We start from the raw sequence: 25292 nt of genomic DNA, 5'->3' as shown, positions 1-25292 counted from the left end.
ATATTAATTATACTTTTCACCTCGACTTATCCATTTTTCCATATTATTTGCCAATTGGTCAGCAGGTAATCCTGGATGGATTACACCAGCTGTGCATTTTTCAGCAGCTTTAACTAGGTCTTCATAAGGTCCAGCCTTCGGATTTTTTATGAATGCCTTATTGTCTTCGTTGTAAGCAAAAATGTTTGGGTTAAGCTTAATGCACTCATCACACGAGGTACATTCCTCAGTTTCCAACCATGGCGCCATGTATTCACCATTTGAAGGCTTATCTTCAACCAAAATCTCACCATTTGTTACTGGTTTTTCCATTGCCATTTTAAGAATACCATCACCATTTCCACCTGCCAGTTTCATTAACCCTTGTGCTATATTTCCAACCACCTCGTTTCTTATTTTTTCTTCAAGGTTTTCTTCCTCTGGCTTTTCTGGTTCTACTCCAGCAATGTCGCGCAACATTAACCAAAAATCACGTCGTTCTTCACAAGAATCAACAATTGGTTTTGCTACCAAAACGCGGTTGAGTTTTTGATTTCTATCTACCGCCCAGATATAAGGGAATTTACTTTCACGTTCGCTATAATCCAATTCTAAAAATTCTGCCAATAGCATCATGTTTTCATTCCAAGCATTACGCGGTACTTTTCTAAAGTGTTTTCTAAATCTCGCTTCTGTTAATGCAAAGTCTGCAAACGTCATTGGCAATTCCATACTTTGTTCCTGACCATATTCTAGATATTTTAATTTATATGTTGGCCAAATTTTATCTAGCGCAGGATTACCTGATAAATCAAAAGCTTCTTTGGCTTTTATACCATTATCTGGATTGTATTTGAAAATTGGGTATGCTCTAGATTCTACAGCAAGTTTTGCCTGATGAGCTCCCAAATCGTCGCCTACACCATGTTCAGGTTGACAAGTAGTATATAGATTGAAAAGCGCAGGGCGTTTCGTCATTAAACCATCAATAAACCCTTCAATCATTTGGCTCGTGTTAGCCAATGTGCCTTGTAAAACATAGGTGTTTCTGTGTGCCATTGCAATGAGACCAATCTCTTTTCTAGGTTCACTTTTTCCTTTCCATACCTTACCATACTGTGCCATATCAGAAACTTGACCGATAAAACCAGAAGTACATGCTTGACCTCCTGTATTAGAATATACTTGCGTATCAACAATTATTACTTTAATTGGTGTTCCCGAAGCCATCAGACGAGATAAATTTTGGAAACCTATATCATACATAGCACCGTCACCACCTAGTGCTACCACCGGTGGACAAAGTAACCATTCTTCATCGGTAAATTGTTTCCAATTGAAATAAGTAAAGAATTCGTCATGTTCAGCGGCATCGTATTTACCTTCAAGTTCCAATTCTGCCTTCCGTATAGCTCTAAAACCATCAGCCATTTTAGCCATATGTCCTTCAAAGATTCCCATTGCCATTGAAGTAGAATCTTGGAATAAGTGATTTGCCCAAGGAAATGGATACGGGTTAAATGGCCAAGTACTACCCCATACCGATGTACAACCTGTGGAGTTAAGCATACCCATATTAGATCTCCCTTTACCTGTGGTTCCATTGGTATATTTCCATTTAAGTTTTTTCAATTGAGCTAGCAGTTGGGTTACATTACGTAACCACTCTTGATCAACTGGTTCGCCACCTTGTTCAGATTCCAACCTACGGGTTATTTCAGCCATGGTTAAGTCTGAATTCTGCATTTCTGCAACAATTTTAGACATGGTATCAGAATCGGTTAAATTCACTCGATTCATCAACTTAACCTGAATGTGTTTTTCTAGTTTATCTGTCAATTCTTCCAAACGGGCCATATGTTTTTTAACACGTGGCTGCATTAATGATTCCACAGTTGCAGTGAAAATATGCACTACTGATTTTTCTGAACACCCTAAACAGGCCCCATCACCACTAGCAAAATTCAAGTAAGCCTCTTTATTTAACAAAATGGTTTCGAGTGGACCAATTTTTTCCTCTAGGTCGTCAATACGATTAAATTTCGGAGAGGTGTTTGGTAAATCCAACCAAAAATCCCATTCTTTATTCAGCCTAGCAATAGAGCCTTCAGTTTGTGGTATTGTAATAAGTGCTTCGTCATTACAAACTTCTACACATTCCATGCAGCCTTTGCAAGTAGTTGGATTAATGGTAATACTGAATAACCCTCCACTATTTTCTTCTTTTTTCTCATGTAGATCATAATAAGGCCTAGTTAAAGTAAACTTAAACTCTCCCAATTCATCTTTAAACCAATCAAATTCTTTTATTAATTCTTTACTATTATTGAAATCATCCAGAGTTTTATCAATAGCATGATGCATGAAATCATTAACTGTTGCTCCATTTTTTGAGCTAGAAAATAATTTTCGAACATGACCCTCCAGTTTTCTAACTGCTTTTGGTAAATGCTCAACCTTTCCATGATTCTTTTTCACCCGTTTTACGATGGTATCAAATACATCAGAAACTTCACTTACCAGTCCTGGAATAGCAGTATCTGGACAAACGGTATAACAGTCTCCACAAGCTGTACAATTATTTGGAATCCATTCTGGATGTTCAAAACGAATACCTGTCATATCTCTAAAGACAGATGAAACTGCTGGCATAACGCTCAACCCAATAAACGGGTCGGTAAGGTTATCATTTCCCATGCCCCTTAAATAGAAATTACCTGTTTGTTCCCAAAAACGATGAATATCACTAAGCTTAGATTCACTCTGAGGGATTTCTTTTATCATCCTTGGAATTGGCACACTTTCAGTAACATTACCATTTGTTTTATTTTTGGTGTTCAATTCCTTATTGGTAATTTCATGAACTTCATCGAAGCCACGTTTTACTACGCGCATATTATCGTCAACCACACGTTGACCTTTTGATCCGAATTTATGCTGTAATTGATCTTCAATAGCTTTTAAGAGTTTTTCTTCTGAAAGTCCAGATTTTTTCATTAATGGAGAAGCAGCGAAAAATGCACCTTGAAAAGCAATTCCTTGCATACGTAGTTGCAATTCAGTATCAGTTGCTTCCTCTCTTGCTATTTTAAATCCATCGATATAAAATATATTGATATCATTATCAATTATTATTTTTTGATAATGTTCAGGAATTTCAGCCCAAACCGCTTCTGGAGTATTTTTTTCACTCTGAATGATAAAGCTACCTCCTTTTTTAAGTCCTGCAAGTGCATTAGTATGTTTAAATACATTCGGATCGGGTGATAGCACCACATCAACAAAGTAATATTCACAATTTATGCGAATCGGTTCAGCGGCAGCGGCTAAATAATATGTAGTAGGTTGCCCTTTCTTTTCAGAACCATATTTTGGATTCGCTTTAATGTTAAATCCAAGCAATTCATACAAAGTCATTGCTAGGTTTTTACCTGTTGTAATTGCTCCCCAGCCACCAATAGAGTGGAAACGTACAGTAATAGCATCCTTTGGCATAAGGTTAGGGTTTTCCGATCCTCTAACAGCCAATTCCTTTATACTGGGATAAGCTTCTTCAATGGTTTCTTGATATGCTTTTTGTTTCGGGGAATTTGGTATTTTCCTAATAAAATCTATGGATAAGTAAAACTGTTTTTTATGTTTTCCATTAGGTAACATATTTTCAATTGCCCCTATAATACCTTCTGGTTGTAAGTCTCGGCTACCCAAACCAAATGCACCTGAATATATTGAAGGAATATCTCCTAAGTTATATGAGGTTAATTCAGGATAAGGCTGATGTTTTTTATTTATTCCATTTTCAATACATTTATTTAGAACAGAACGCACTTCGCGAGTAATTGGTGAATCTACAGCCAAAGGTTGGTCTAATCGTTCTAAAATAGTAACGCCCTTTTTACCTTTTAATATGTCACCGAGCATATCTGAAGGGAATGGTCGGAACATCACTAAATTAACAACACCAACTTTAATGCCACGGGTTTCACGTAAATAATCCACAACGACTTCAGTACTTGGTATTAAACTTCCTTGGCCTAAAATTAGATAATCAGCATCTTCTGCTCGGTAGGTCATTACACGTTGGTAGCGTCTACCTGTAAGCTCGTAATATTCTTCAAAAGCTCGATCTGTCAACTTTTCAATGTGATCAAAGAAAAATGGACGTTGGGCAGCAACACTTTGCATGTAAGAATCTTGGTTTTGCACAATACCCGCCATCAAAGGGTTATCTACATCCCAAAGTTCTGGAATGCGACGACGTGTATCACCATAAATAATACGTTGGGCGGGAGTTGGTGTATTGATAATATCATCAGGTCTTCCCAGATATTCTTTAATTAATTCACGCTCTGGTAAAAGAAATGATTCTATTAAATGTGTAGTTAAAAAACCATCCTGTGCAATTATACCAGGTGTAAGTGCTAATTCTGCAATGCGGTGTGCGATAATGTTTAGGTCAGCAACATGTTGTGCTTTTTTTGCGAACATTTGAAAAAACCCAGTATCATCTACGGCATGATAATCATCATGACCGGCGTGAACATTTAGAGTAGATTTGGTCATTGCACGTGCGCCAATATTCAAAACATAGGTAAGACGTTTACCTACCGCCGCATAGAGTGATTCGTGCATATAAGCAATCCCTTGTCCAGATGAAAAGTTAGCCGCACGTAAACCGGTCATTGATAACCCCGCAGTTACAGCTGCTGCTGCATGTTCACCTTCTGGCTCAATGAATATTAACGGTTTATCAGAAATATTTAAGTGTCCTTTAGCGGCAGCATCTGCCCAATATTCACCCATTTGTGTAGAAGGCGTAATGGGATATGCACCCGCTGCATCCGTAGATTCACGTTCACACATGATCGCTGCAGTGTTTCCATCCGTAGCAACCGGTTTGCCTGGATATTTAAAAGTAATTGATTTGTTCTTCTTTGCTGATTTTTTCTGAAATATCGACGTGCTCATAAGATGAGAATTTTTGATGTTCTATTATAGAATTTTGTTACGAATTAATTCTTTCGTGTAGGTTGCTAAATCAATACAATTTTCTAATTGATTAATTTCAGCGGTATACTCATAATCCTTAGTAAAAGTTATTGGGGTCAGATCAATATTGTTAAATTTATGATTAATGGTTTGGCATTTTTTTAGTAAAACCTCCACAGTTTCTTCATCATCTAGCTTTACCTCATTTTTTAATAGAAAACCACTTAAATAATAGGTTATAGATTTGCGTACACTTCTGCATACCATATAGGGCACAACATCTTCTGCTGGTCGATTCATTTCCTCTTGAGCTAATTCAAGAAATTGATCTCCTTGTTCGATTTTAGTATTAATTTCATTAGTATCCATACTTAAGTATTTTAAATTCACATTATAGAATCGTAGAATTCCTAATAAACAGTTACTAAAACTATATAAAACAAGGTTCTTATTATATGACTTTTGTCATTAAACATCAGTATGTAATAATTGCAATTGTTTTGGGTTAAAATATATTCTGCTATCAACTAAATCTACTGGCTTAATAGCATTTAATAAATACTATTTTAAAATAGATCATGAATTTATTTACTTACCAACAAATAGAAAAAAGTACTGAAAAGATGTATATTGACTTTGATTTAAAGGCTTTAAATGAGCGAATATGCTTAAAATTATTCTGAACTAAATCTTTGAAATTGTAACAAGTCTATGAGAAGATTTTATGCGCAAATTAGATTTTATATAAAATCAATAATATCATATAAATCAAAAAACACTGATAATTATACAATTACCAGTGTTTTAATATTACCTATTTCTAGATAGTCGGGGTGGCAGGATTCGAACCTGCGACCTCCGCGTCCCAAACGCGGCGCGATAACCGGGCTACGCTACACCCCGAATATAATTTTTTTTTTGTAGCGGGATGCAAATATACTTTTTTTATTCATTTTGCAAATCATTATTTAAGAAATATTTTCATCTTAAATTATTAATAAAATCAATACTTTTAAGGTCTTAAAAGATTAAAACACTTCTAAATTCGTGCAAATATTTAAGGCTGCTCTTTTTGTTATTATATTCATTAACTCCTTTGGTGGTTTTTGCCAATCATTAATAACAGGAAATATATTAGACAGTGATAATAATACCGTATTGGATTATGTTCTAATTACTAATTCAACTACAAAAGAAACCTTTATTTCTAATCAGAATGGTTCCTTTGAACTCTCCAAATTTGGAACTTATACCTTCAAAAAGATAGGGTACATTGAAAAATCGGTCAACCTAGACAGCTATTCAAACCATATAATACAATTATCCTTAAACCCAAAGCAGCTAAATGATATTATTATAAATGACAGCCATATTCCAAAGAAATTGAAAAATGCTTCAGCTTCAATTAATGTTATTTCTTTACATGACATTGAACGTTCAAACAACATTAACTTTAATGCTGTATTAAACAAAACCCCAGGAGTTTTTATGCAAAGTGGAGCCCTTAACACCAACAGAATAACAATTAGAGGTATTGGCTCAAGAAACTTATTTGGAACCTCAAAAATTAGGGCTTATTTTAAAGACATCCCATTAACTAATGGCAGTGGTGAAACGAACATTGAGGATTTTGAATTAGGTACGATATCACGCTTAGAAATTATAAAAGGTGCTGTTTCTAGTGCATATGGAGCAGGTTTAGGTGGAACGATTCATTTAATACCGGAGCAAGGAAACTTTGGCAAACAACAAATAAATAATGAACTAATGGTTGGCTCATTTGGACTTATAAAAAATCTTTCTAGTTTAAATTTTAGCACTAAAAAAAGTAGCTTAAAAGCTATTTATAGTAACACTCAAAGTGATGGTTACCGTGATAATAATGAATATGACAGACAAACATTTACCTTTAACTCATCACACTTTATTAGCTATAAAGATGAATTATCCCTTTTAACTAGTTTTGTGAATTTAAAAGCATTTATTCCCAGCTCTTTAAATGAAACTAATTATTTAAACAACCCCAAATCAGCTGCATTTACATGGAATCAAGCGAAAGGATTTGAAGAATCTAAAAGAGGTATATTTGGATTATCATGGATACATGATTACAATTCGAAAGTCAAACAATCCACCAGTATTTTTACATCGTTTAGAAAAGGTTATGAACCAAGACCTTTTAACGTCCTTTCAGAAAAAACCAATGCAATTGGTGTTAGAAGTAGATTAATAGGGCAGTCTAAAATTTTCAATAACTCTTTGATATGGACTATAGGAGGTGAGTTATTCAAAGACAATTATAAATCTAGCACTTTTGAGAATTTATATCAGGACTTCCCTTCTGAAATAGGAAGTGTTAAAGGAAATAAACTGTCTGACTTTAAAGAGAAACGAAGCTATTACAACGCCTTTTTTGAAACCAATTACGATATTTCTGTTAAAACTATACTTTCGATTGGCTTAAACATAAATGAGACTTCATATACCTTAAAAGACAGGTTTCCAGTTTCAGAAAATAACCCAGATCAATCTGGCGATTTCAAATTCAAAACTATGGTATCTCCCAAATTTGGAATTTCCCGTGAATTAACAAAAAATATAAATTTGTTCACAAGTTTGAGCCATGGCTTCTCTCCTATTTCGTTGGAAGAAATATTGCGTCCTGATGGGAAAATAAATACCAGCTTAAAACCAGAAACTGGTTGGAATTTTGAAGTAGGAACTAGAGGATCCATCTTTCAAAACAAACTTCAATTCAATCTTTCTTTATTCCGATTAAATTTGAAAAACCTAGTTGTTTCAAGACGTACCGAAGAGGATCAATACATTGGAATTAATGCAGGAAAAACTCAGCACAACGGTATAGAAATAGCAATTGATTATCAATTAGTATCAGATAAATATTTTAATGTAATTACTTCTTTGAACTACTCCATTAATGATTATAAATTTAAAACCTTTGTTGATGATGACATTGATTTTTCTGGCAATGATTTAACGGGTGTTCCGTCCAATATATTGAACGGCATCATTGATTTTAATTCATCCGTTGGTTTTTATGGAAACATTAACTTTCAATATATTGGAGAAATACCTATAACAGATAGTAATAGCTTATATTCTGAAAGTTATAGCTTAACAAACTTGAAATTTGGCTTTAAAAGAAATCTTAACAAAAAATTAAAATTAAATTTATTTTTAGGGTTAAACAATATTTTTGATAAACTCTACGCCTCACAAATTTTAATTAATGCTTCAGGTTTTGGCGGGAACCTTCCTAGGTATTATTACCCGGGAAATCCAGTAAATTATTATACCGGAATCAACTTAAATTATACTATTTAATGTAATTTTATGGAAAATACGTTACAATGAAAAAGTTATACAATATATTAATATTTGTCTTTGTCACATGTTTTTCATGTGCTCAACAAGTAGAATCTTTGGTAAAAGCAGAAGAACCGACCAATATTAATTACATCGCACAGGTTGTAGTTCCAAACTTAAATATTCCATGGGGAATGACTTTTTTACCTGATGGAAGTATGCTTATAACCGAAAAATCTGGAGAATTAATTCATTTTAAAAGCGGAGAAAAAACAAATATTGAGGGGGTTCCTGATGTTTATGTTCGTGGTCAAGGTGGGTTTTTAGACATTAAATTGCACCCAGATTATGAAAACAATGGATGGATTTACATGACATATGCATCTACTGATGGAGAAGGTGAAGGTGGTAATACAGCGTTAATTAGAGCAAAATTAAACGGAAATAGTTTAGTAGAAACGGAAGTACTATACAAAGCCGGACCCAACACAAAAAAAGGTCAACATTGGGGTTCAAGAATAGAGTTTGATAATGAGGGTTACTTATATTTTTCTATTGGAGATCGTGGAAATAGAGATGTAAATCCACAAGATATTACAAGAGATTGCGGTAAAATATACAGGTTGCATGATGATGGTAGTATTCCAGCTGATAATCCATTTGTAGACACAGAAAATGCTAAAACTGCCATTTATAGTTACGGACACAGAAATCCACAAGGCATGGTTAAAAACCCTTTTACTGGAGCTATATGGGTTAATGAACACGGGCCTAAAGGCGGTGATGAAATTAACATCGTTAAGAAAGGAAACAATTATGGATGGCCAGTTATATCTTACGGTATAAACTACAGTGGAACCACATTTACAGATATTACCGAAATAGAAGGTATGGAGCAACCACTTTTTTACTGGGTTCCTTCTATTGCTCCAAGCGGAATGACAATTGTTTCTTCGGATAAATACCCAGATTGGAAGGGCAATGTTTTAGTTGGTTCTTTGAGGTTTGAATATCTAGAACGTCTTGTTGTTGAAAACAATGAAGTAACTAAACGCGAAAAACTTTTTGAAGGTGAAGGACGTGTTAGAAATGTAGTTCAGTCACCTGATGGTTATATTTATGTGGCTATCGAGAATTTAGGGATTATAAGAATTGTTAAAGAAAAATAACACTCAATGAAAATACTTTTTGCGTTTGTTCTAATCATTTTATCAGCTTCATCAATTTCAAATCAAAAGACTAATTATTCAACAGACCCTTTACAGGAAAGCATTCAAAGAGGTAGTTATATTTACACAGATTTTTGTATCAATTGTCATATGCCAAATGGAGAAGGAGTTGAAGAGGTGTATCCGCCTTTGGCTAAATCTGATTACTTAATGAATAATAGAGAAGAAAGTATCAAAGGACTAAAATACGGTCAAGAAGGTGAAATTATAGTAAATGGGAAAACCTATAATGGTTTTATGGCTCCTTTAGGTTTAAGTGATGATGAAGTTGCCGATGTTATGAATTACATCACGAATAGTTGGGGTAATAAAAATGATAAAATGATTACCAAGGAAGAAGTTTCAAACATTAAAAAATAGACAATTTTCCCATTAAATAATTTACAAATAAGTAACTTTGTAGAGAGCGCATTAAACACCAACTAATTATGCTAGTGATAGGAATTGCAGGAGGCACAGGTTGTGGAAAAACGACAGTAGTAAATCAAATTCTTAATGAATTACCTGAAGGTGAAGTTGGTGTACTATCTCAAGATTCTTATTATAAAGACACCTCTCATTTAACATACGATGAGCGCGTTAAAATTAACTTCGACCATCCCAGGTCTATAGATTTTGATTTATTAGCTTCACATTTAGATGATTTAAAAAAAGACAAACCAATTCATCAACCAGTCTATTCCTTTGTAAAACATAACAGAACTGGAGATACCATTTTAACACATCCCAGAAAAGTAATGATTGTTGAGGGTATATTAATCTTAACAAATCCAGAGTTAAGAGATATGTTCGATATTAAAATATTTGTTCATGCCGACAGTGATGAACGCTTAATAAGGCGTCTAAAACGTGATATTTCTGAACGTGGTCGCGATTTAGATGAAGTACTTAACCGATACAAAACTACACTAAAACCAATGCACGATCAGTTTATTGAACCTATGAAAGAATATGCAGATATTATAATTCCTAATAATAATTATAATACGGTAGCTGTTGATATTGTTAGAACTATTATAAACGATAAATTATAACATGGGTGCGCTAAAAAGCAAAGGAAAATACTTAAAACCATTTAAAAACTGGTTCGTTTTAATTTTGATTGGATTTGCTATCTGGATGTTATTTTTTGATGCTAATTCGTGGTTTATCCATAATGAGTTAAATACGGAAATTGACGAACTAGAAAATGAAAAAGAGTATTATCAACGTGAAATTGATAAAGACAAAAAAGGGATAAAGAAATTAAAAACAGAAGATGGTCTTGAGAAATTTGCACGTGAAGAGTACTACATGAAACGAGACAATGAGGAAATTTATATTATTGAATATGAGGATAGTTTAAAGCTTAAGCAAGATGAGTGATAAATTGTTTGAAGATTTCAATTCTGTTTCGTCAAAACATTGGAAGCACAAAATTCAGTATGATTTAAAAGGAGCTGATTATAATGAAACGCTTATTTGGAACACAAATGAGGACATTTCGGTAAAACCTTTCTATCATTCTGATGATATTAATTTTAATGAATTTCAAACTGCAAGAAATGAGGAATGGAAGATTTGTCAATCCATTTATGTTTCTAACTCTATAAATGCAACTTTAAAAGCAATAAATGCTATTGAACGTGGTGCTGAATGTATTAAGTTCATTATTCCAAATGATACTATTTCAATTTCAGAATTAATTCAAAATATTGATTTTGATACTTTACCGCTTTGTTTTGAATTACACTTTTTATCTGAAGATTTTATCACCAACCTATCAAAATCCATTTCAAAATCCAGCATATTCATAAACGGAATAAGTATCCAAATAGATATTATCGGAAATTTAGTTCGTACAGGAAATTGGTTTAATAACTTAAAAGATGATTTTACTAAATTAAACCATATTGTCAGTGAGACTAAATCTATTACTATTGATTCATCAATATATCAAAATGCTGGTGCCAATATGGTGCAACAGCTCGCTTACAGCATATCGCATGCAAATGAGTATTTTAATTATTTTGAGGGAAATTCAAATAACATAAATTCAATAGAAGTGAATTTCAATGTTGCCATTGGAACAAATTATTTTTTTGAAATAGCAAAATTAAGAGCCTTAAGATTGCTTTATGATGTTTTAGCTGCTGAGTATAAATTCAAAGTAACCTTAAAAATTAATGCTACGCCGACAAAACGTAACAAAACGCTTTACGATTACAACACCAATATGCTACGAACCACTACAGAATGTATGAGTGCTGTTCTTGGAGGTGCAGATACAATAACTAATTTAGCTTATGACGCTATTTATCATAAAGACAACGAATTTGGAGAACGTATAGCTCGAAACCAACTATTAATTTTGAAACATGAAAGCTATTTTGGTAAAGTTAATAATGCTTCGGACGGATCATATTATATTGAAAGTTTAACCAATCAACTTGCAGAAAAGGCTTTAGAACTATTTAAAAACCTTGAAGCAAATGGTGGTTTTTTAAAACAATTAAAGACAGGTACTATTCAACGTAAAATAAAAGAAGCTGCTTTAAAGGAGCAAGAGCAATTCAATCTAGGACAAGAAGCACTTATTGGCACAAACAAACACCCAAATACAAATGATAAAATGAAGGAAGAGTTAGAACTTTATCCTTTTGTAAAAATCAAACCAAGAAAAACGTTAATAGAGCCAATTATTGAAAAACGATTGGCTGAAACCTTAGAGCAAGAAAGATTAAATAAAGAATAACACCTAAATTATATTATTAACATGAAATCACAATTATTAAAAATTTTTGTAATCAGTTTTGTAATCAGTTTTGTAAGCTGTAAAAAAGAAAAAGTATCTCTGGATGAATATAAATACACCGATAAAGGTGTCGTTTTAAATTGTGAAAATATTAATTCACAACTTTATAACGAAGCGCTATTTGCCTTTGAAAATGACATGATTAATTTTTATAGTAATGGGAAACCCAGTATTGTAAGGGCATATTCTCAATTTGTTCGTCAAGCAGTAAGCGGACGAATAAAATATGAAGAAATGGTGTCGCCACATACTGTAAAAGTTTTTAATGTTTTAAAAAGTGAACCAGATTTATGGGATGCTACCAACCCAAATAGTCATTTAAATTATAAAAGCAATATATTTAATTGTATAGCTTCTAACATTCAAAGTAAGGACTTAAGTACAACATTAAATGCGTTAGTATCTACCAATAGTATGAGTCCTAAATTATTTGGTTCGCCTTTAACTTCTAATTACAGTCAGGCTGTTAGAGACAAGTACTTATCTGCTTACATGGCTTTTGACTTGTTTTATGCCAAACTTTTCGATGTAGATTTATCAAACTTGAATATGAATGAAACAGAAGAAAATGTTGATTTTAACAATATCCCAAAAGAAACAACTCCAGATCCTCATGCTGGACACAATCACTAAATGAGAAAAAACCTTCAACATATAAACTTAAAGCAATCGAATGAGAATCCGAACACTATGATAAATGATTCTTTTTTGACATCAGAAGGCATAGAAATAAAACAAAGCTATTCCAAAAAAGATATTGAAGATTTAGAACATTTAAATTTTATTGCTGGAATTGCGCCGTATTTGCGCGGCCCTTATAGTACTATGTACGTTCGAAGGCCATGGACGATTCGTCAATATGCTGGGTTTTCTACCGCCGAAGAAAGTAATGCCTTTTACAGAAGAAATTTAGCAGCAGGACAAAAAGGACTATCAGTAGCTTTCGATTTAGCGACACATCGAGGTTATGATAGTGATCACGAACGTGTTGTTGGAGATGTTGGAAAAGCAGGTGTTGCTATTGATTCGATTGAAGACATGAAAATTCTTTTTGATCGAATTCCATTAGATAAAATGTCGGTTTCAATGACTATGAATGGCGCCGTTTTACCTATTATGGCTTTTTATATTGTCGCTGCAGAAGAACAAGGTGTTTCATCAGAGCAACTATCAGGCACAATTCAGAATGATATTTTAAAAGAGTTTATGGTGCGGAATACTTATATCTATCCACCTACTCCCTCAATGAAAATCATTTCAGATATTTTTGAATACACAAGTAAGAATATGCCAAAGTTCAATAGTATTAGTATTTCTGGTTATCATATGCAGGAAGCTGGAGCGACCTGCGACATTGAGCTAGCCTATACCCTAGCTGATGGTTTAGAATATTTACGAACTGGTATAAAGGCAGGAATGGACATAGATACCTTTGCACCGCGTCTTTCATTCTTTTGGGCAATTGGAATGAATCATTTTATGGAAATTGCAAAAATGCGGGCTGCACGTATGCTTTGGGCTAAATTAGTGAAGCAGTTCAATCCTAAAAACGAAAAATCTTTAGCCTTAAGAACACATTGTCAAACTTCGGGTTGGAGTTTAACAGAACAAGATCCCTTTAATAATGTCGCACGCACCACCATTGAAGCTGCAGCTGCGGCCTTTGGAGGGACGCAAAGTTTGCATACGAATGCACTTGATGAAGCTATCGCACTACCAACAGATTTCTCTGCAAGAATTGCAAGAAACACTCAAATATTTTTACAAGAGGAAACAAAAATTACCAAAACAGTAGACCCTTGGGCTGGAAGCTATTATGTTGAAAAATTAACCCATGATATCGCTCAAAAAGCTTGGTCTTTAATTGAAGAAGTTGAAGAACTAGGGGGCATGACAAAAGCGATTGAGGCAGGCATTCCTAAAATTCGAATTGAGGAAGCTGCAGCAAAAAAGCAGGCTCGAATTGATTCTGGACAGGATATTATTGTTGGTGTTAACAAATTTCGGTTAGCAAAAGAAGACCCTATTAGTACTTTAGAAGTCGACAATCAAACAGTACGAAATGCGCAGATAGAGCGACTGAATGAGATAAAATCTAAAAGAAATAACCTAAAAGTAAAAGCGAGTTTATTAAAATTAACTGAAGCTGCTGAAACAGGACAAGAAAATTTACTAGCTTTAGCTATTCAAGCTGCTCGAGCTAGAGCTACCTTAGGTGAAATAAGTGATGCTCTAGAAGTAACATTTGGAAGACATAAAGCGCAAATAAAATCATTTTCTGGTGTGTATAGTAAAGAAATAAAAAACGATGAATCCTTTAAAAAAGCTCAAGAATTAGCCGATATTTTTGCAGAACAAGACGGTCGTAGGCCTCGTATTATGATTGCTAAAATGGGACAAGACGGTCATGATCGTGGTGCTAAAGTAGTAGCCACTGGTTATGCCGATGTTGGTTTTGATGTTGATATAGGCCCGCTATTTCAAACGCCACAAGAAGCAGCAAAACAAGCCGTAGAAAACGATGTACACATTTTAGGTGTCTCATCTTTAGCTGCTGGACATAAAACACTGGTCCCTAAAGTAATTGAAGAATTAAAAAGGTATGGTCGCGACGACATAATGGTTATTGTTGGCGGTGTAATACCCAAACAGGATTATCAATATTTGTTTGATGCCGGAGCTATTGCTGTTTTTGGACCTGGAACAAAAATTAGTGACGCTGCTATCAAGATTTTAGAAATTTTAATTGATTAATTTCTTCATTGTTTTCTCAATTTAGGCGTGTCGTTTTTTTAATTAACTGTTAACAAGTTCCGTTTTTATTCCCCGTAAATAATCGTATTTTTACCGCTCATTAAACCAAATCATTGATGGGTAAAATCATTGCAATTGCTAACCAAAAAGGCGGAGTTGGTAAAACTACAACGTCTATAAACTTAGCCGCTTCACTTGGTGTTTTAGAAAAGAAAGTACTTTTAATAGATGCAGATCCTCAAGCAAATGCGACATCGGGCATTGGCATTGAGGTTGAAGCTGTAGAAATAGGAACCTACCAACTTTTAGAACATTCTAACTCTGCAAAGGAAGCTATAGTAAAAACTGAAACACCAAATCTAGACGCTATACCAGCACATATTGATTTGGTCGCCATAGAAATAGAACTTGTTGATAAAGATAACCGCGAATACATGCTGAAAAGCGCATTAGATGCTGTTAAAGATGATTATGATTATATTTTAATTGACTGCGCACCTTCATTGGGACTGCTTACTCTTAATGCATTAACAGCGGCAGATGCGGTGATTATTCCTATTCAATGTGAATACTTTGCTCTTGAAGGTTTAGGTAAATTATTAAATACCATAAAAAGTGTTCAGAAAATTCATAATCCCGAATTAGATATTGAAGGCCTGTTACTAACCATGTACGATTCCAGATTACGTTTATCAAATCAAGTAGTTGAAGAAGTTCAGAAACACTTCAACAATATGGTATTTCAAACAATTATACAACGTAATGTTCGTTTAAGTGAAGCACCTAGCTATGGAGAGAGCATAATTAATTATGACGCCAGTAGTAAAGGTGCAAGTAATTACTTAAGTTTGGCAAAAGAAATTATCAATAAAAACGCTTAGTATGGCTAAAGCAACTAAAAAACAAGCTTTAGGTAGAGGGTTATCTGCTTTGTTAAAAGATCCTAGTAACGATATTCAATCGGTTCAGGATAAAAATGCTGATAAAGTTATTGGAAATATTGTTGAATTAGACATCGATTTTATTGAAGTAAACCCGTTTCAACCGCGTACTAATTTCAGTGAAGACTCACTGCGTGAATTGGCGTCATCCATTAAAGAACTTGGTATTATTCAACCTATTACGGTTAGAAAACTTGATTTTAATAAATATCAACTTGTTTCTGGAGAGCGTAGATTTAGGGCTTCAAAACTAATTGGTCTAGAAAGCATTCCAGCCTATATTAGAATAGCTAACGATCAAGAGTCGTTGGAAATGGCTTTGGTTGAAAACATCCAGCGTCAAGATTTAGACCCTATTGAAATTGCTTTATCGTACCAACGTTTAATTGATGAAATAAATCTTACTCAAGAACAGATGAGTGAGCGCGTTGGAAAAAAACGTTCTACAATAGCAAACTATTTGCGACTATTAAAATTGGATCCCATCATTCAAACAGGTATGCGCGATGGTTTTATTTCCATGGGACATGGGCGCGCTTTAATTGGTATTGAAGATCAAACGTTCCAATTAGATATTTACGAAAAAATACTTTCAAATAAATTATCGGTTAGAGAAACAGAAGAACTTGTTCGTAATTTCAATAATGCTGATAGCGTAAAACCGTCAAATAAAAAAGAAACAGAAGAAGACATCCCAAAGTACATTAAAAAAGGAATAACGGCCTTTTCAGAATATTTTGGTCATAAAATAGATGTTAAAGTTTCAAGTAATGGTAAAGGAAAGATAACTATCCCTTTTCATTCTGAAGAAGATTTTAATCGCATTAAAAAATTAGTTCAAGGTGCGAAATAAGTTTGTAACTACAAGTATATTTTCTTTACTGTTTTGCATTTCCATATTTGCCCAAGACAAGGAAAAAAATGATACTGAAAAACTTCCTGAAGCTCTGGAAATAGAAGAAGTTACAGAAATTAGAGAACCTATAAATCCATTATCTCCAGCAAAAGCAGCCTTTTACTCTGCTGTATTACCTGGTCTCGGTCAGGCATATAATAAGAAATATTGGAAAATCCCAATTGTTTATGTTGCCATAGGAACTGGCGTTTATTTCTATTTAAATAACAATAAAGAATACAATCGCTACAGAGACGCCTATAAAAGTAGATTAGCTGGTTTTACCAATGATGAGTTTTATTTAGATGGCCAAGGAAATCAGCTTAGCACACCTCGAGTATCTGATGATGGGTTATTAAGAGCTCAAAAGTTGTTTAGACGAAATAAAGAACTATCACTTCTAGTTACCATAGGTATTTATGCATTAAATATTATTGATGCAAACGTTGATGCCCATTTATTACAATATAATGTTGATGAAAACCTATCTTTGGCACCGCATTATAAACTAAACCAGATTGACGCAACTGGAAATCTTGGATTAACACTAAATTTTAAATTTTAAATGAATATTGCTTTATTAGGGTACGGGAAAATGGGTCAGACTATTGAAAAAATAGCAATTAGTCGTGGTCATAATATTGTTCTTAAAATAGATAAAGATGATAAAGACTATGACATTACACAGGCAGATGTCGCCATAGACTTTAGTATTCCAAATGTCGCTTTTCATAATATAACCAACGGCATCAACAATAATGTTCCTGTAATTTCTGGTACAACAGGTTGGTTAGATGATTACGACAAAGCAGTCGCTTTATGTAATGAAAAAAATGGCGCATTTATTTATGCTTCAAATTACAGTCTTGGTGTCAACATTTTCTTTGAGCTAAATAAAACATTAGCTAAAATGATGTCTACTTTAGAGCAGTACAATGTGAGTATGGAAGAGATTCATCATACTCAAAAGCTAGATGCTCCTAGTGGTACAGCTATTTCATTGGCTAATGATATTGTTTCACGAAGTAAAAAATATGATGCTTGGGAATTAGATGGTGACACTAATAATAAAATCCCTATAGTTGCAAAACGAATTGAAGACGTCCCAGGTACACATACCGTAAATTATAATAGCGAAGTAGATAGTATTACAATTGAACATATTGCTCATAATAGACAAGGGTTTGCTCTTGGAGCTGTAATTGCGGCAGAATGGATTGTTGGTAAAACAGGAGTTTTCACCATGAATGATGTGTTAAATATAGGTTAATGCCTATTAAACATGTAACAATAGTCTAAACTCGTGCTACTAACCAAAATATTTTAAATTATAAGATATGACACTAACACAATGGTTTATATTCATTTTAATTATCCAATTTGTTCATGGATTAGGGACTTGGAAATTATACATTAAATCAGGAAGGCAGTCTTGGCAAGCCTTTATTCCTATTTACAATGGTGTAGTTTTAATGAAAATAATCAATCGCCCTTGGTGGTGGGTAATTTTATTATTTCTTCCTATAGTAAATCTTATTATGCTTATGGTTGTTTGGGTAGAAACCGCTAGAAGTTTTGGTAAAAACACCTATTTAGATACTTTTTTAGCAGTGGCCACATTAGGCTTTTATAATTATTATTTAAACTATGTAGCTGATGTTAATTATATAGAGGATAGAAGCATACAACCTAAATCTGGTTCTGGTGAGTGGACAAGCTCAATATTATTCGCCATTGTAGCAGCCACTATTGTTCATACTTATTTTATTCAGCCCTTTACAATACCATCATCATCACTTGAAAAATCACTTCTAGTGGGTGACTTCTTATTTGTGAGTAAATTTCATTACGGCGCTAGAATACCAATGACAACAGTTGGAGCGCCTATGGTACATGATACCATTCCTGTGTTGAAATCGAAATCCTATTTATTCGATGATCGCAAAGGCAGCAATTCTTGGAAAAATAAATTACAGTTACCTTATTTGCGTATTCCAGGTTTTGAAAAAATAGATAGAAACGAAATTGTTGTTTTCAATCAACCTGCTGATACGCTGTTGGATATGAACAACTTTCATCCTGATAGAAACTATTACAAACCTATTGATAAGAAAACGAACTTAGTAAAACGTTGTGTTGCTGTTGCTGGAGATTCACTTGAAGTTAGAGACGGATTTGTTTATATAAACGGGGAAAAGAATTTACTTCCTGATAGAGCACATTTACAATTCAGCTATTTAGTTCAGCCGAAAACCAATCGGTTTAATCCAAAATACCTAAAAGAACGTTATGATATTACGGATGACTTCGGCATAATTAATAGTCAGAATACCTATTATTTCTCTGCAATCTCAGATGAAGCTCTAGCTAACTTTAAAAATCATCCTAATGTTGCTGGAATTACGCCTAATAAAAAAGAAAAAGGAGTAAGAGATCCCAATATATTTCCTCATGATCCAAATTATAATTGGAACGTAGACTTCTTTGGACCGCTATACATACCTGAAGAAGGAAAGACAATTGATCTTAACTTGGAAGTTTTACCGCTTTATAAGCGTGTTATAACCGAATACGAAGGGAACACCTTGCAAATAAATGGTAACCAGATTTTAATTAATGGTGAAATAACCAAAACATATACGTTTAAACAAAATTACTACTGGATGATGGGAGACAACCGCCATAATTCCATTGATGCAAGAGCATGGGGATTTGTGCCTTTTGATCATGTTGTAGGTAAACCTGTATTTATTTGGATGAGTTGGGATGGTCTTAAAAACCCGAGATGGGAACGTTTCTTTACTACAGTTAGTGGTAGTGGAAAAGCAACTTCATTCCTAATTCCATTTTTAGTATTGCTATTCGGTTGGATTGGTTTTAGCAAATGGAGAAAGCGCAAGAAAGCAAATTAATTGCTTTTTGTTTATTCGTTTATCTGATTTCATAAAGAATGTTTACATAAAGTTTTGAGTAATTACCAAATAAACGCACCAGCTAATGAACATTTTAATCCATCCAACATATTTTCCGAGTATCAGCAACTTTGTCGCCATAGCAAATGCCAAGGAAATTATATTTGAAATGGATGATAATTTCTTAAAGCAAACCTATAGAAACCGTTGTTATATTTATGGTGCAAATGGAAAATTAGCCTTAAAAATTCCTGTTATTCATACCCAAAAAAACAGACAGAAATACCGTGATGTGAAAATTTTTAATGAAGAAAAATGGCAATGCAACCATTGGAAATCATTATTATCTGCTTACAAGACATCGCCTTTTTTTGAATATTATGAAGATGATTTCAGACCGCTTTTTGAGCAAAAGGAAGATTTTATTTTGGACTTTAATTTAAAGTGTTTTGATTTTATTTGTGACATCTTACCATTGGAATTAAAATTATCGAAAACTGAAATCTATAAAGATGAAGTTGAAAATGTTGTTGATTTTAGAAACTTAGTGAATGCCAAGCGAGAACCTGTTCAAAAATTTAACACTTATACTCAAGTTTTTGAAAGCAAACATGGATTTATACCTAACTTAAGTATTCTAGATTTAATTTTTAATGAAGGCCCAAATGCTTTGAATTATCTGGAATCACAAACTATCAATTCTACAATATAATGCAATCTCTAGTGCACTATGGATGTCATTTTCTTATTCCGCTAGTAGTAGCATTAATTTTTTATCGGGAAAATTGGAAAATTGCCTTTATAACTATGTTGGCCGCATTTGTAATAGACTTAGACCATCTATTAGCCACAACGTTTTTTGATTCAAACAGATGCAGTATTAATTTTCATCCGCTTCACTCCTATTTCGCTATAACTTTTTATTTATTTCTGCTAATTCCTAAGAAGTCTAGATTGGTTGCCTTAGGTTTGGTAATTCATATTATTTCTGACGTAGTCGATTGTACGCTTATGTAACTATTTCTGCAAACTCAAGGTAGTCATAACAGGATAATGGTCTGAAAACCGTTCATCATAAGTTTTAAAACCATTCACAGCGAAGGATTCATCTGAAAAGATAAAATCGATACGTATTGGGAAAAATTTAAAGTCATAAGTACGACCAAAACCACCACCAGCTTCTTTAAATGTATCGTTCAACCCGCCTTTTATCCTTCTATAAACATAAGAAAAAGCCGTGTTATTAAAATCTCCACATACAACCATTTTATATTTACATTTTTCTTTATGCATCAAGAATAATTCAGTTTGAAATTGCTGCATTTTAAAGGTATTCCCAATTCTCTTAAGTAATCGTTCTGAGTCTTCATTTTTTAAGTCTTCTACATTTGTATTAAGATGTAAAGACTCCAGATGAATATTGTATACTCTAATAGTATCTAAGTTTTTTACTACATCAGCAAAAACAGCATTATTTCCTGTATTAGGAAACTCAATAGAACCGCTATTAACTATTGGGAATTGAGAGAAAATAGCCTGTCCATATTTCGTCTTTTTCCCAGATAATTTTTCATATTTATATTTAAAAAAGGATAAATCTATATTCTTATGAGGATGATACTCTTGAATGCTTAAAATATCGGGGACTTCAGCTTTTATAAAGCTGGTTATTTTGGTTTCAATATTGTCCTCCGGTATCCAATCGTATAAATTAAAAAGGCGCACATTATAATTCATCACTTTAAAATTATTCTCGTCTTCAATGTTTTTTTCGGATGAGAACTTATATAATGAACCAAACATAAAATAGCCTAACAAAAGCACAACAAAAGAAAGTATCATTTGTCTCTTTATTCTAACAAGCCAATAAATAAAAAATAAAATATTGCTTATTATGAGGAATGAAACTCCAAGGTTTAACACAGATAGGACCGAAAAGGTCTTTGGAGGTAAATATGGTAGAACAAAAGAAAATAGCAATAGAACAGCAACTACAACATTTATGGCATAAATAATTTTGCTAATGAAGCTCAATTTTTTCATTTTGTTATTTTCCTGCTTTAAACAAAAACTCTTTCTCTTCAGCCGTTAAACTATCATATCCACTTTTACTGATTTTATCTAGAATAACGTCAATTTTCTTCTGATTATTAAACTCATTAAAATCGGCTTTCGTATATCCTCCAACTTTGCCCTTATTCTTATGTACCGTTTTTAAAGGTCCTTTTTTAGACGATTTAAACATATTCACAAAACCGTCCATAAAACGTTCAAACCCTTTACCAATATCATTGCCCTTAACTAGTTGTTTCGCATAAAAATAACCAAGCAAAACACCTCCTAAATGCGCTAAATTACCTCCTGTATTGTATCCAAAAAGACCGAATAAATCAATAACTACTATAGCAACTCCAATATACCAAAGCTTTAAGTTAAATGTGAAAAATCGCATGCCATGATTGGGCATATAAGCACATAAAAATATAAGCAACGCACGCACCGATGCCGATGCACCAACTAAACGCGAATTCCCCAATAAATCTGGAAATAAGGCATGAGCAAGTAAATACAATAAACCTCCACAAATGGCTCCTAAAAAATAAATATTCAACGCTAATTTTGGATTAAATAGATTAAGAAACCACTGACCTATCACATACAACCAAATCATATTAAATAGGATATGTAAAAAGTCATAATGAGCAAAAGCATAAGTAACTATGGACCACGGTTGCAATATAAAATCGCCAATGTTACTTGGTAATTCTAACCAACCTATTACTGGCTTAAAGAGTAGGCCCAAAACAAAAATCACAACGTTAATTGCGATTATTTTTTCTAATACATTAAGCCTTTTAAGCTTTCCTTTAATATCATCAGTTAAAGTCATAGATCCCATCTATTTTTATTAAACTGTGTTTTTTTCCAATACCACATCACTAAAAAACCTGTTACCGCACCTCCAACATGGGCAAAATGAGCAATATTTCCATATCCAAAAATGGATTGTCCAGATACACCTGATATTAAATCGATTAAAATTATTCCAGGAATAAAATATTTTGCTTTTATGGGAATTGGTAAAAATATCATCATTAATTCTGCATTAGGGTTCATTAAGGCAAAAGCAGCCATTACTCCCATAATACATCCAGAGGCACCGACCATAGAAGCAAAATAAATTTCATTGAACTTTTGTCCTATTGCGGTAAAAACTTTTCCATCTTTAAAAACTTCAATAATCTGATCGTGAGTTGCTCCTAGTTGTAATGCTTGAGCTTCCATAGGTAAATACTGAAAATAATAATACCCAATCTGTAATGCTACTGCTCCCAATCCAGCAGAGAGATATAAAAAAAGAAACTTCTTTCCTCCCAAATATTGTTCTACAGGTGTACCAAACATCCACAAAGCAAACATATTAAACAATAAGTGAGAAGGTCCACCATGCATAAACATGTGCGTAAATATCTGCCAAGGTTTAAACGCTTCATTTTTTGGAAAATGCATAGCAAACCAATCATAGAACAAAACACCATCTCCAATTGCTATTGTACCAATAAACATAATCACATTAATGATTAATAAATGCTTAACAGTATCTGAAATCCTCATCATAACTTATCTAAATTTTTTATCTAACTCATCAACCGTCATGGTAATAAATGTCGTTCGGTTAGTAGGAGAAACGTTAGGTTCTTTACAAGCAAAAAGTTTATTCACGAGATGTTCTTGCTCTTCTTTTAAAATAGATTGCCCAGGTTTTATCGCTAAACTTTTAGCCATCGATTTTGCTAATAGATCGGTAGTACTAAAATGCGAATCGGGTACTTCGTTTTCGATATCACTAATCAATTGCTCTAAAATAATTGACACTTCGCTCTCTGGAACGCCTACTGGAACTCCAGTGATTTGCATTGTTTCTTCTAAAATACTAGAAAATATAAACCCAGTGCTTTCTAATTCTTCTTTTAAGTTAGAAATAATATCAGTTTCTTGTTTTGTAAAATGTAACTCCAATGGAAACAATAATTGTTGACTTACAGCTTTTGAAATTGTTATATGTTGAAGAAAATCTTCGTATAAAATACGCTGATGTGCGCGAAACTGATCAATTACCAACATCCCTGATTTAATCGTACTTACTATATATTTGTTATGTAACTGGTAGGTTGTATTACCATTATCAATTTTTTTATCCTCTTCAAAAATAGTTCCTGTAGATACTTCGCTTTCAAATTTATGGTCACTAAAGTCACTTTCAATATTGTCATTTTTTACTTCTATTTCCTGATACAAGCTTTCCCATCCAGCCGTAGGTTCTTTTTTGTAAGACATTGTGGAAGTAAACGATTTCTTTTCCTCCCTAAACGGGTTAAATCCTTTATCCACTTCGATCTTAGGAACATTAACTCGGTCTTTAGAAATATGATATGGGGTATCTAAGTTAGCATCACGGTCAAAATCTAATACCGGCGCAATATTGAACTGCCCTAGACTATGCTTAACGGCAGAACGCAATAAAGCATATAATGTATGCTCGTCATCAAACTTTATTTCTGTTTTAGTTGGATGAATATTTATGTCGATGGTTTTAGGGTCAACCTCCAGATTTAAAAAATAACTGGCGTGTGTACCATTCTTCAACAACCCTTCATAAGCTGATGAAATAGCATGGTTTAAATAAGCACTTTTAATAAATCGGTTATTTACAAAAAAGTATTGCTCCCCCCTTGTTCGTTTTGCAAACTCGGGTTTACCCACAAATCCTGAAATTTTCAGAACTTCCGTTTCTTCCTCAACGGGCACGAGCTTTTCATTTGTTTTATTTCCAAAAATATTAACAATACGCTGTCTGTAGTTGCTAACTGGAAGATTAAAGGTTTCACTGCCATTATTGTACAATGAAAAAGAAATATTAGGATGTGCTAATGCCACACGATGAAACTCGTCGATAACATGACGTAGCTCAACAGTATCGGATTTTAAAAAATTACGTCTAGCCGGTATATTGAAAAATAAATTCTTAACGGCTATAGATGTTCCTTGAGGCGTAACCACCATTTCTTGAGACACCACATTACTCCCTTCTATTTCTATACTTGTACCAACCTCATCTTGTTCTTGCTTGGTTTTCAACTCCACATGAGCAATCGCCGCGATACTTGCTAAAGCTTCACCACGAAAACCTTTTGTGTTTAATAGAAAAAGGTCGTCAGCAGTTCTGATTTTTGATGTGGCATGTCGTTCAAAACTTAAACGCGCATCTGTAGTACTCATTCCCTTACCATCATCAATAACTTGAACAAGGGTTTTTCCAGCATCTTTTACAATGAGTTTGATACTATTTGCTCCCGCATCAATGGCATTTTCCAGCAATTCTTTTACCACAGAGGCGGGGCGTTGCACAACTTCTCCCGCAGCAATTTGGTTTGCTACATGGTCTGGTAATAGCTGAATTATGTCTGCCAT

At 33.6% G+C, this 25292-nt stretch carries 21 protein-coding genes and 1 tRNA gene; 15 read left to right on the top strand and 7 right to left on the bottom strand.

What is annotated here, in order from left to right; all coding sequences use genetic code 11:
* Positions 1-3: 3 nt before the first annotated feature.
* From FEF17_RS10200 to FEF17_RS10190, 3 genes are all read right to left on the bottom strand, one after another.
* A complete protein-coding gene (locus FEF17_RS10200; protein WP_139002301.1) occupies positions 4-4947 on the bottom strand; it encodes a 2-oxoacid:acceptor oxidoreductase family protein in 4944 nt (1647 codons plus the stop codon).
* A 24-nt stretch (positions 4948-4971) separates the two neighbouring features.
* Positions 4972-5337, bottom strand: coding sequence for a hypothetical protein (locus tag FEF17_RS10195; RefSeq protein ID WP_139002300.1), 366 nt, complete (start codon positions 5335-5337; stop codon positions 4972-4974).
* Between the two features lie 459 nt (positions 5338-5796).
* Positions 5797-5871 (bottom strand) — tRNA-Pro (locus FEF17_RS10190).
* 144 nt (positions 5872-6015) lie between these two features.
* Between FEF17_RS10190 and FEF17_RS10185 the strand changes: the two genes are divergently transcribed.
* The 15 genes from FEF17_RS10185 to FEF17_RS10115 all read left to right on the top strand — a co-directional run bounded on the left by FEF17_RS10185 (position 6016) and on the right by FEF17_RS10115 (position 20837).
* Positions 6016-8313: a TonB-dependent receptor domain-containing protein gene (locus tag FEF17_RS10185; RefSeq protein ID WP_246046832.1), complete on the top strand. Its 2298-nt coding sequence runs from the start codon at positions 6016-6018 to the stop codon at positions 8311-8313.
* Positions 8314-8339: 26 nt separating this feature from the next.
* Complete coding sequence (locus FEF17_RS10180) at positions 8340-9464, top strand: PQQ-dependent sugar dehydrogenase (protein WP_139002299.1); 1125 nt, start codon at positions 8340-8342, stop codon at positions 9462-9464.
* A 6-nt stretch (positions 9465-9470) separates the two neighbouring features.
* The gene (locus FEF17_RS10175; RefSeq protein ID WP_139002298.1) at positions 9471-9884 is read left to right on the top strand and encodes a c-type cytochrome; all 414 of its coding nucleotides are present in this window, start codon (positions 9471-9473) and stop codon (positions 9882-9884) included.
* Between the two features lie 68 nt (positions 9885-9952).
* Positions 9953-10558 (top strand): uridine kinase, encoded by a 606-nt coding sequence (udk, locus tag FEF17_RS10170; protein ID WP_139002297.1) that lies wholly within the window; start codon positions 9953-9955, stop codon positions 10556-10558.
* 1 nt (position 10559) lies between these two features.
* Positions 10560-10889 carry an FtsB family cell division protein gene (locus FEF17_RS10165; protein ID WP_139002296.1) on the top strand — a complete coding sequence of 110 codons (330 nt, stop codon included), beginning with the start codon at positions 10560-10562 and terminating at the stop codon, positions 10887-10889.
* Complete coding sequence (locus FEF17_RS10160) at positions 10882-12258, top strand: methylmalonyl-CoA mutase subunit beta (protein WP_139002295.1); 1377 nt, start codon at positions 10882-10884, stop codon at positions 12256-12258. Before FEF17_RS10165 ends, FEF17_RS10160 begins: the two co-directional genes overlap by 8 nt.
* Positions 12259-12279: 21 nt before the next feature.
* Positions 12280-12951, top strand: coding sequence for a hypothetical protein (locus FEF17_RS10155; protein WP_139002294.1), 672 nt, complete (start codon positions 12280-12282; stop codon positions 12949-12951).
* Positions 12952-15072, top strand: a complete 2121-nt coding sequence (gene scpA / locus FEF17_RS10150) for a methylmalonyl-CoA mutase (protein WP_139002293.1) — start codon at positions 12952-12954, stop codon at positions 15070-15072. It abuts the gene before it with no gap.
* 116 nt (positions 15073-15188) lie between these two features.
* Positions 15189-15953 carry a ParA family protein gene (locus FEF17_RS10145; RefSeq protein WP_139002292.1) on the top strand — a complete coding sequence of 255 codons (765 nt, stop codon included), beginning with the start codon at positions 15189-15191 and terminating at the stop codon, positions 15951-15953.
* A gap of 1 nt (position 15954) precedes the next feature.
* Positions 15955-16866 (top strand): ParB/RepB/Spo0J family partition protein, encoded by a 912-nt coding sequence (locus FEF17_RS10140; RefSeq protein ID WP_139002291.1) that lies wholly within the window; start codon positions 15955-15957, stop codon positions 16864-16866.
* A complete protein-coding gene (locus tag FEF17_RS10135; protein ID WP_139002290.1) occupies positions 16856-17473 on the top strand; it encodes a DUF5683 domain-containing protein in 618 nt (205 codons plus the stop codon). Before FEF17_RS10140 ends, FEF17_RS10135 begins: the two co-directional genes overlap by 11 nt.
* Positions 17474-18178 carry a 4-hydroxy-tetrahydrodipicolinate reductase gene (gene dapB, locus FEF17_RS10130; RefSeq protein ID WP_139002289.1) on the top strand — a complete coding sequence of 235 codons (705 nt, stop codon included), beginning with the start codon at positions 17474-17476 and terminating at the stop codon, positions 18176-18178.
* Positions 18179-18245: 67 nt separating this feature from the next.
* Positions 18246-19820 carry a signal peptidase I gene (gene lepB / locus FEF17_RS10125; protein WP_139002288.1) on the top strand — a complete coding sequence of 525 codons (1575 nt, stop codon included), beginning with the start codon at positions 18246-18248 and terminating at the stop codon, positions 19818-19820.
* An 85-nt stretch (positions 19821-19905) separates the two neighbouring features.
* A complete protein-coding gene (locus FEF17_RS10120; protein ID WP_139002287.1) occupies positions 19906-20532 on the top strand; it encodes a WbqC family protein in 627 nt (208 codons plus the stop codon).
* Positions 20532-20837, top strand: a complete 306-nt coding sequence (locus tag FEF17_RS10115; protein WP_344736849.1) for a DUF6122 family protein — start codon at positions 20532-20534, stop codon at positions 20835-20837. The genes FEF17_RS10120 and FEF17_RS10115 overlap by 1 nt, the downstream gene beginning before the upstream one ends.
* Here the strand turns inward: FEF17_RS10115 and FEF17_RS10110 are convergent, their stop codons facing one another.
* The 4 genes from FEF17_RS10110 to mutL are packed head-to-tail and all read right to left on the bottom strand — an operon-like array spanning position 20838 to position 25292.
* Positions 20838-21863: an endonuclease/exonuclease/phosphatase family protein gene (locus tag FEF17_RS10110; protein WP_139002285.1), complete on the bottom strand. Its 1026-nt coding sequence runs from the start codon at positions 21861-21863 to the stop codon at positions 20838-20840. It abuts the gene before it with no gap.
* A 4-nt stretch (positions 21864-21867) separates the two neighbouring features.
* Entirely contained in the window at positions 21868-22710 is an 843-nt protein-coding gene (locus FEF17_RS10105; protein ID WP_139002284.1) for a rhomboid family protein, read from the bottom strand.
* Positions 22707-23438, bottom strand: coding sequence for a rhomboid family intramembrane serine protease (locus tag FEF17_RS10100; protein ID WP_139002283.1), 732 nt, complete (start codon positions 23436-23438; stop codon positions 22707-22709). Before FEF17_RS10100 ends, FEF17_RS10105 begins: the two co-directional genes overlap by 4 nt.
* A 3-nt stretch (positions 23439-23441) precedes the next feature.
* Positions 23442-25292, bottom strand: a complete 1851-nt coding sequence (gene mutL / locus FEF17_RS10095) for a DNA mismatch repair endonuclease MutL (protein ID WP_139002282.1) — start codon at positions 25290-25292, stop codon at positions 23442-23444.

The organism is Hyunsoonleella aestuarii, from assembly GCF_006148925.1.
Lineage (GTDB): Bacteria > Bacteroidota > Bacteroidia > Flavobacteriales > Flavobacteriaceae > Algibacter_D > Algibacter_D aestuarii.
This window is presented reverse-complemented; position numbering and strand designations above follow the sequence as displayed.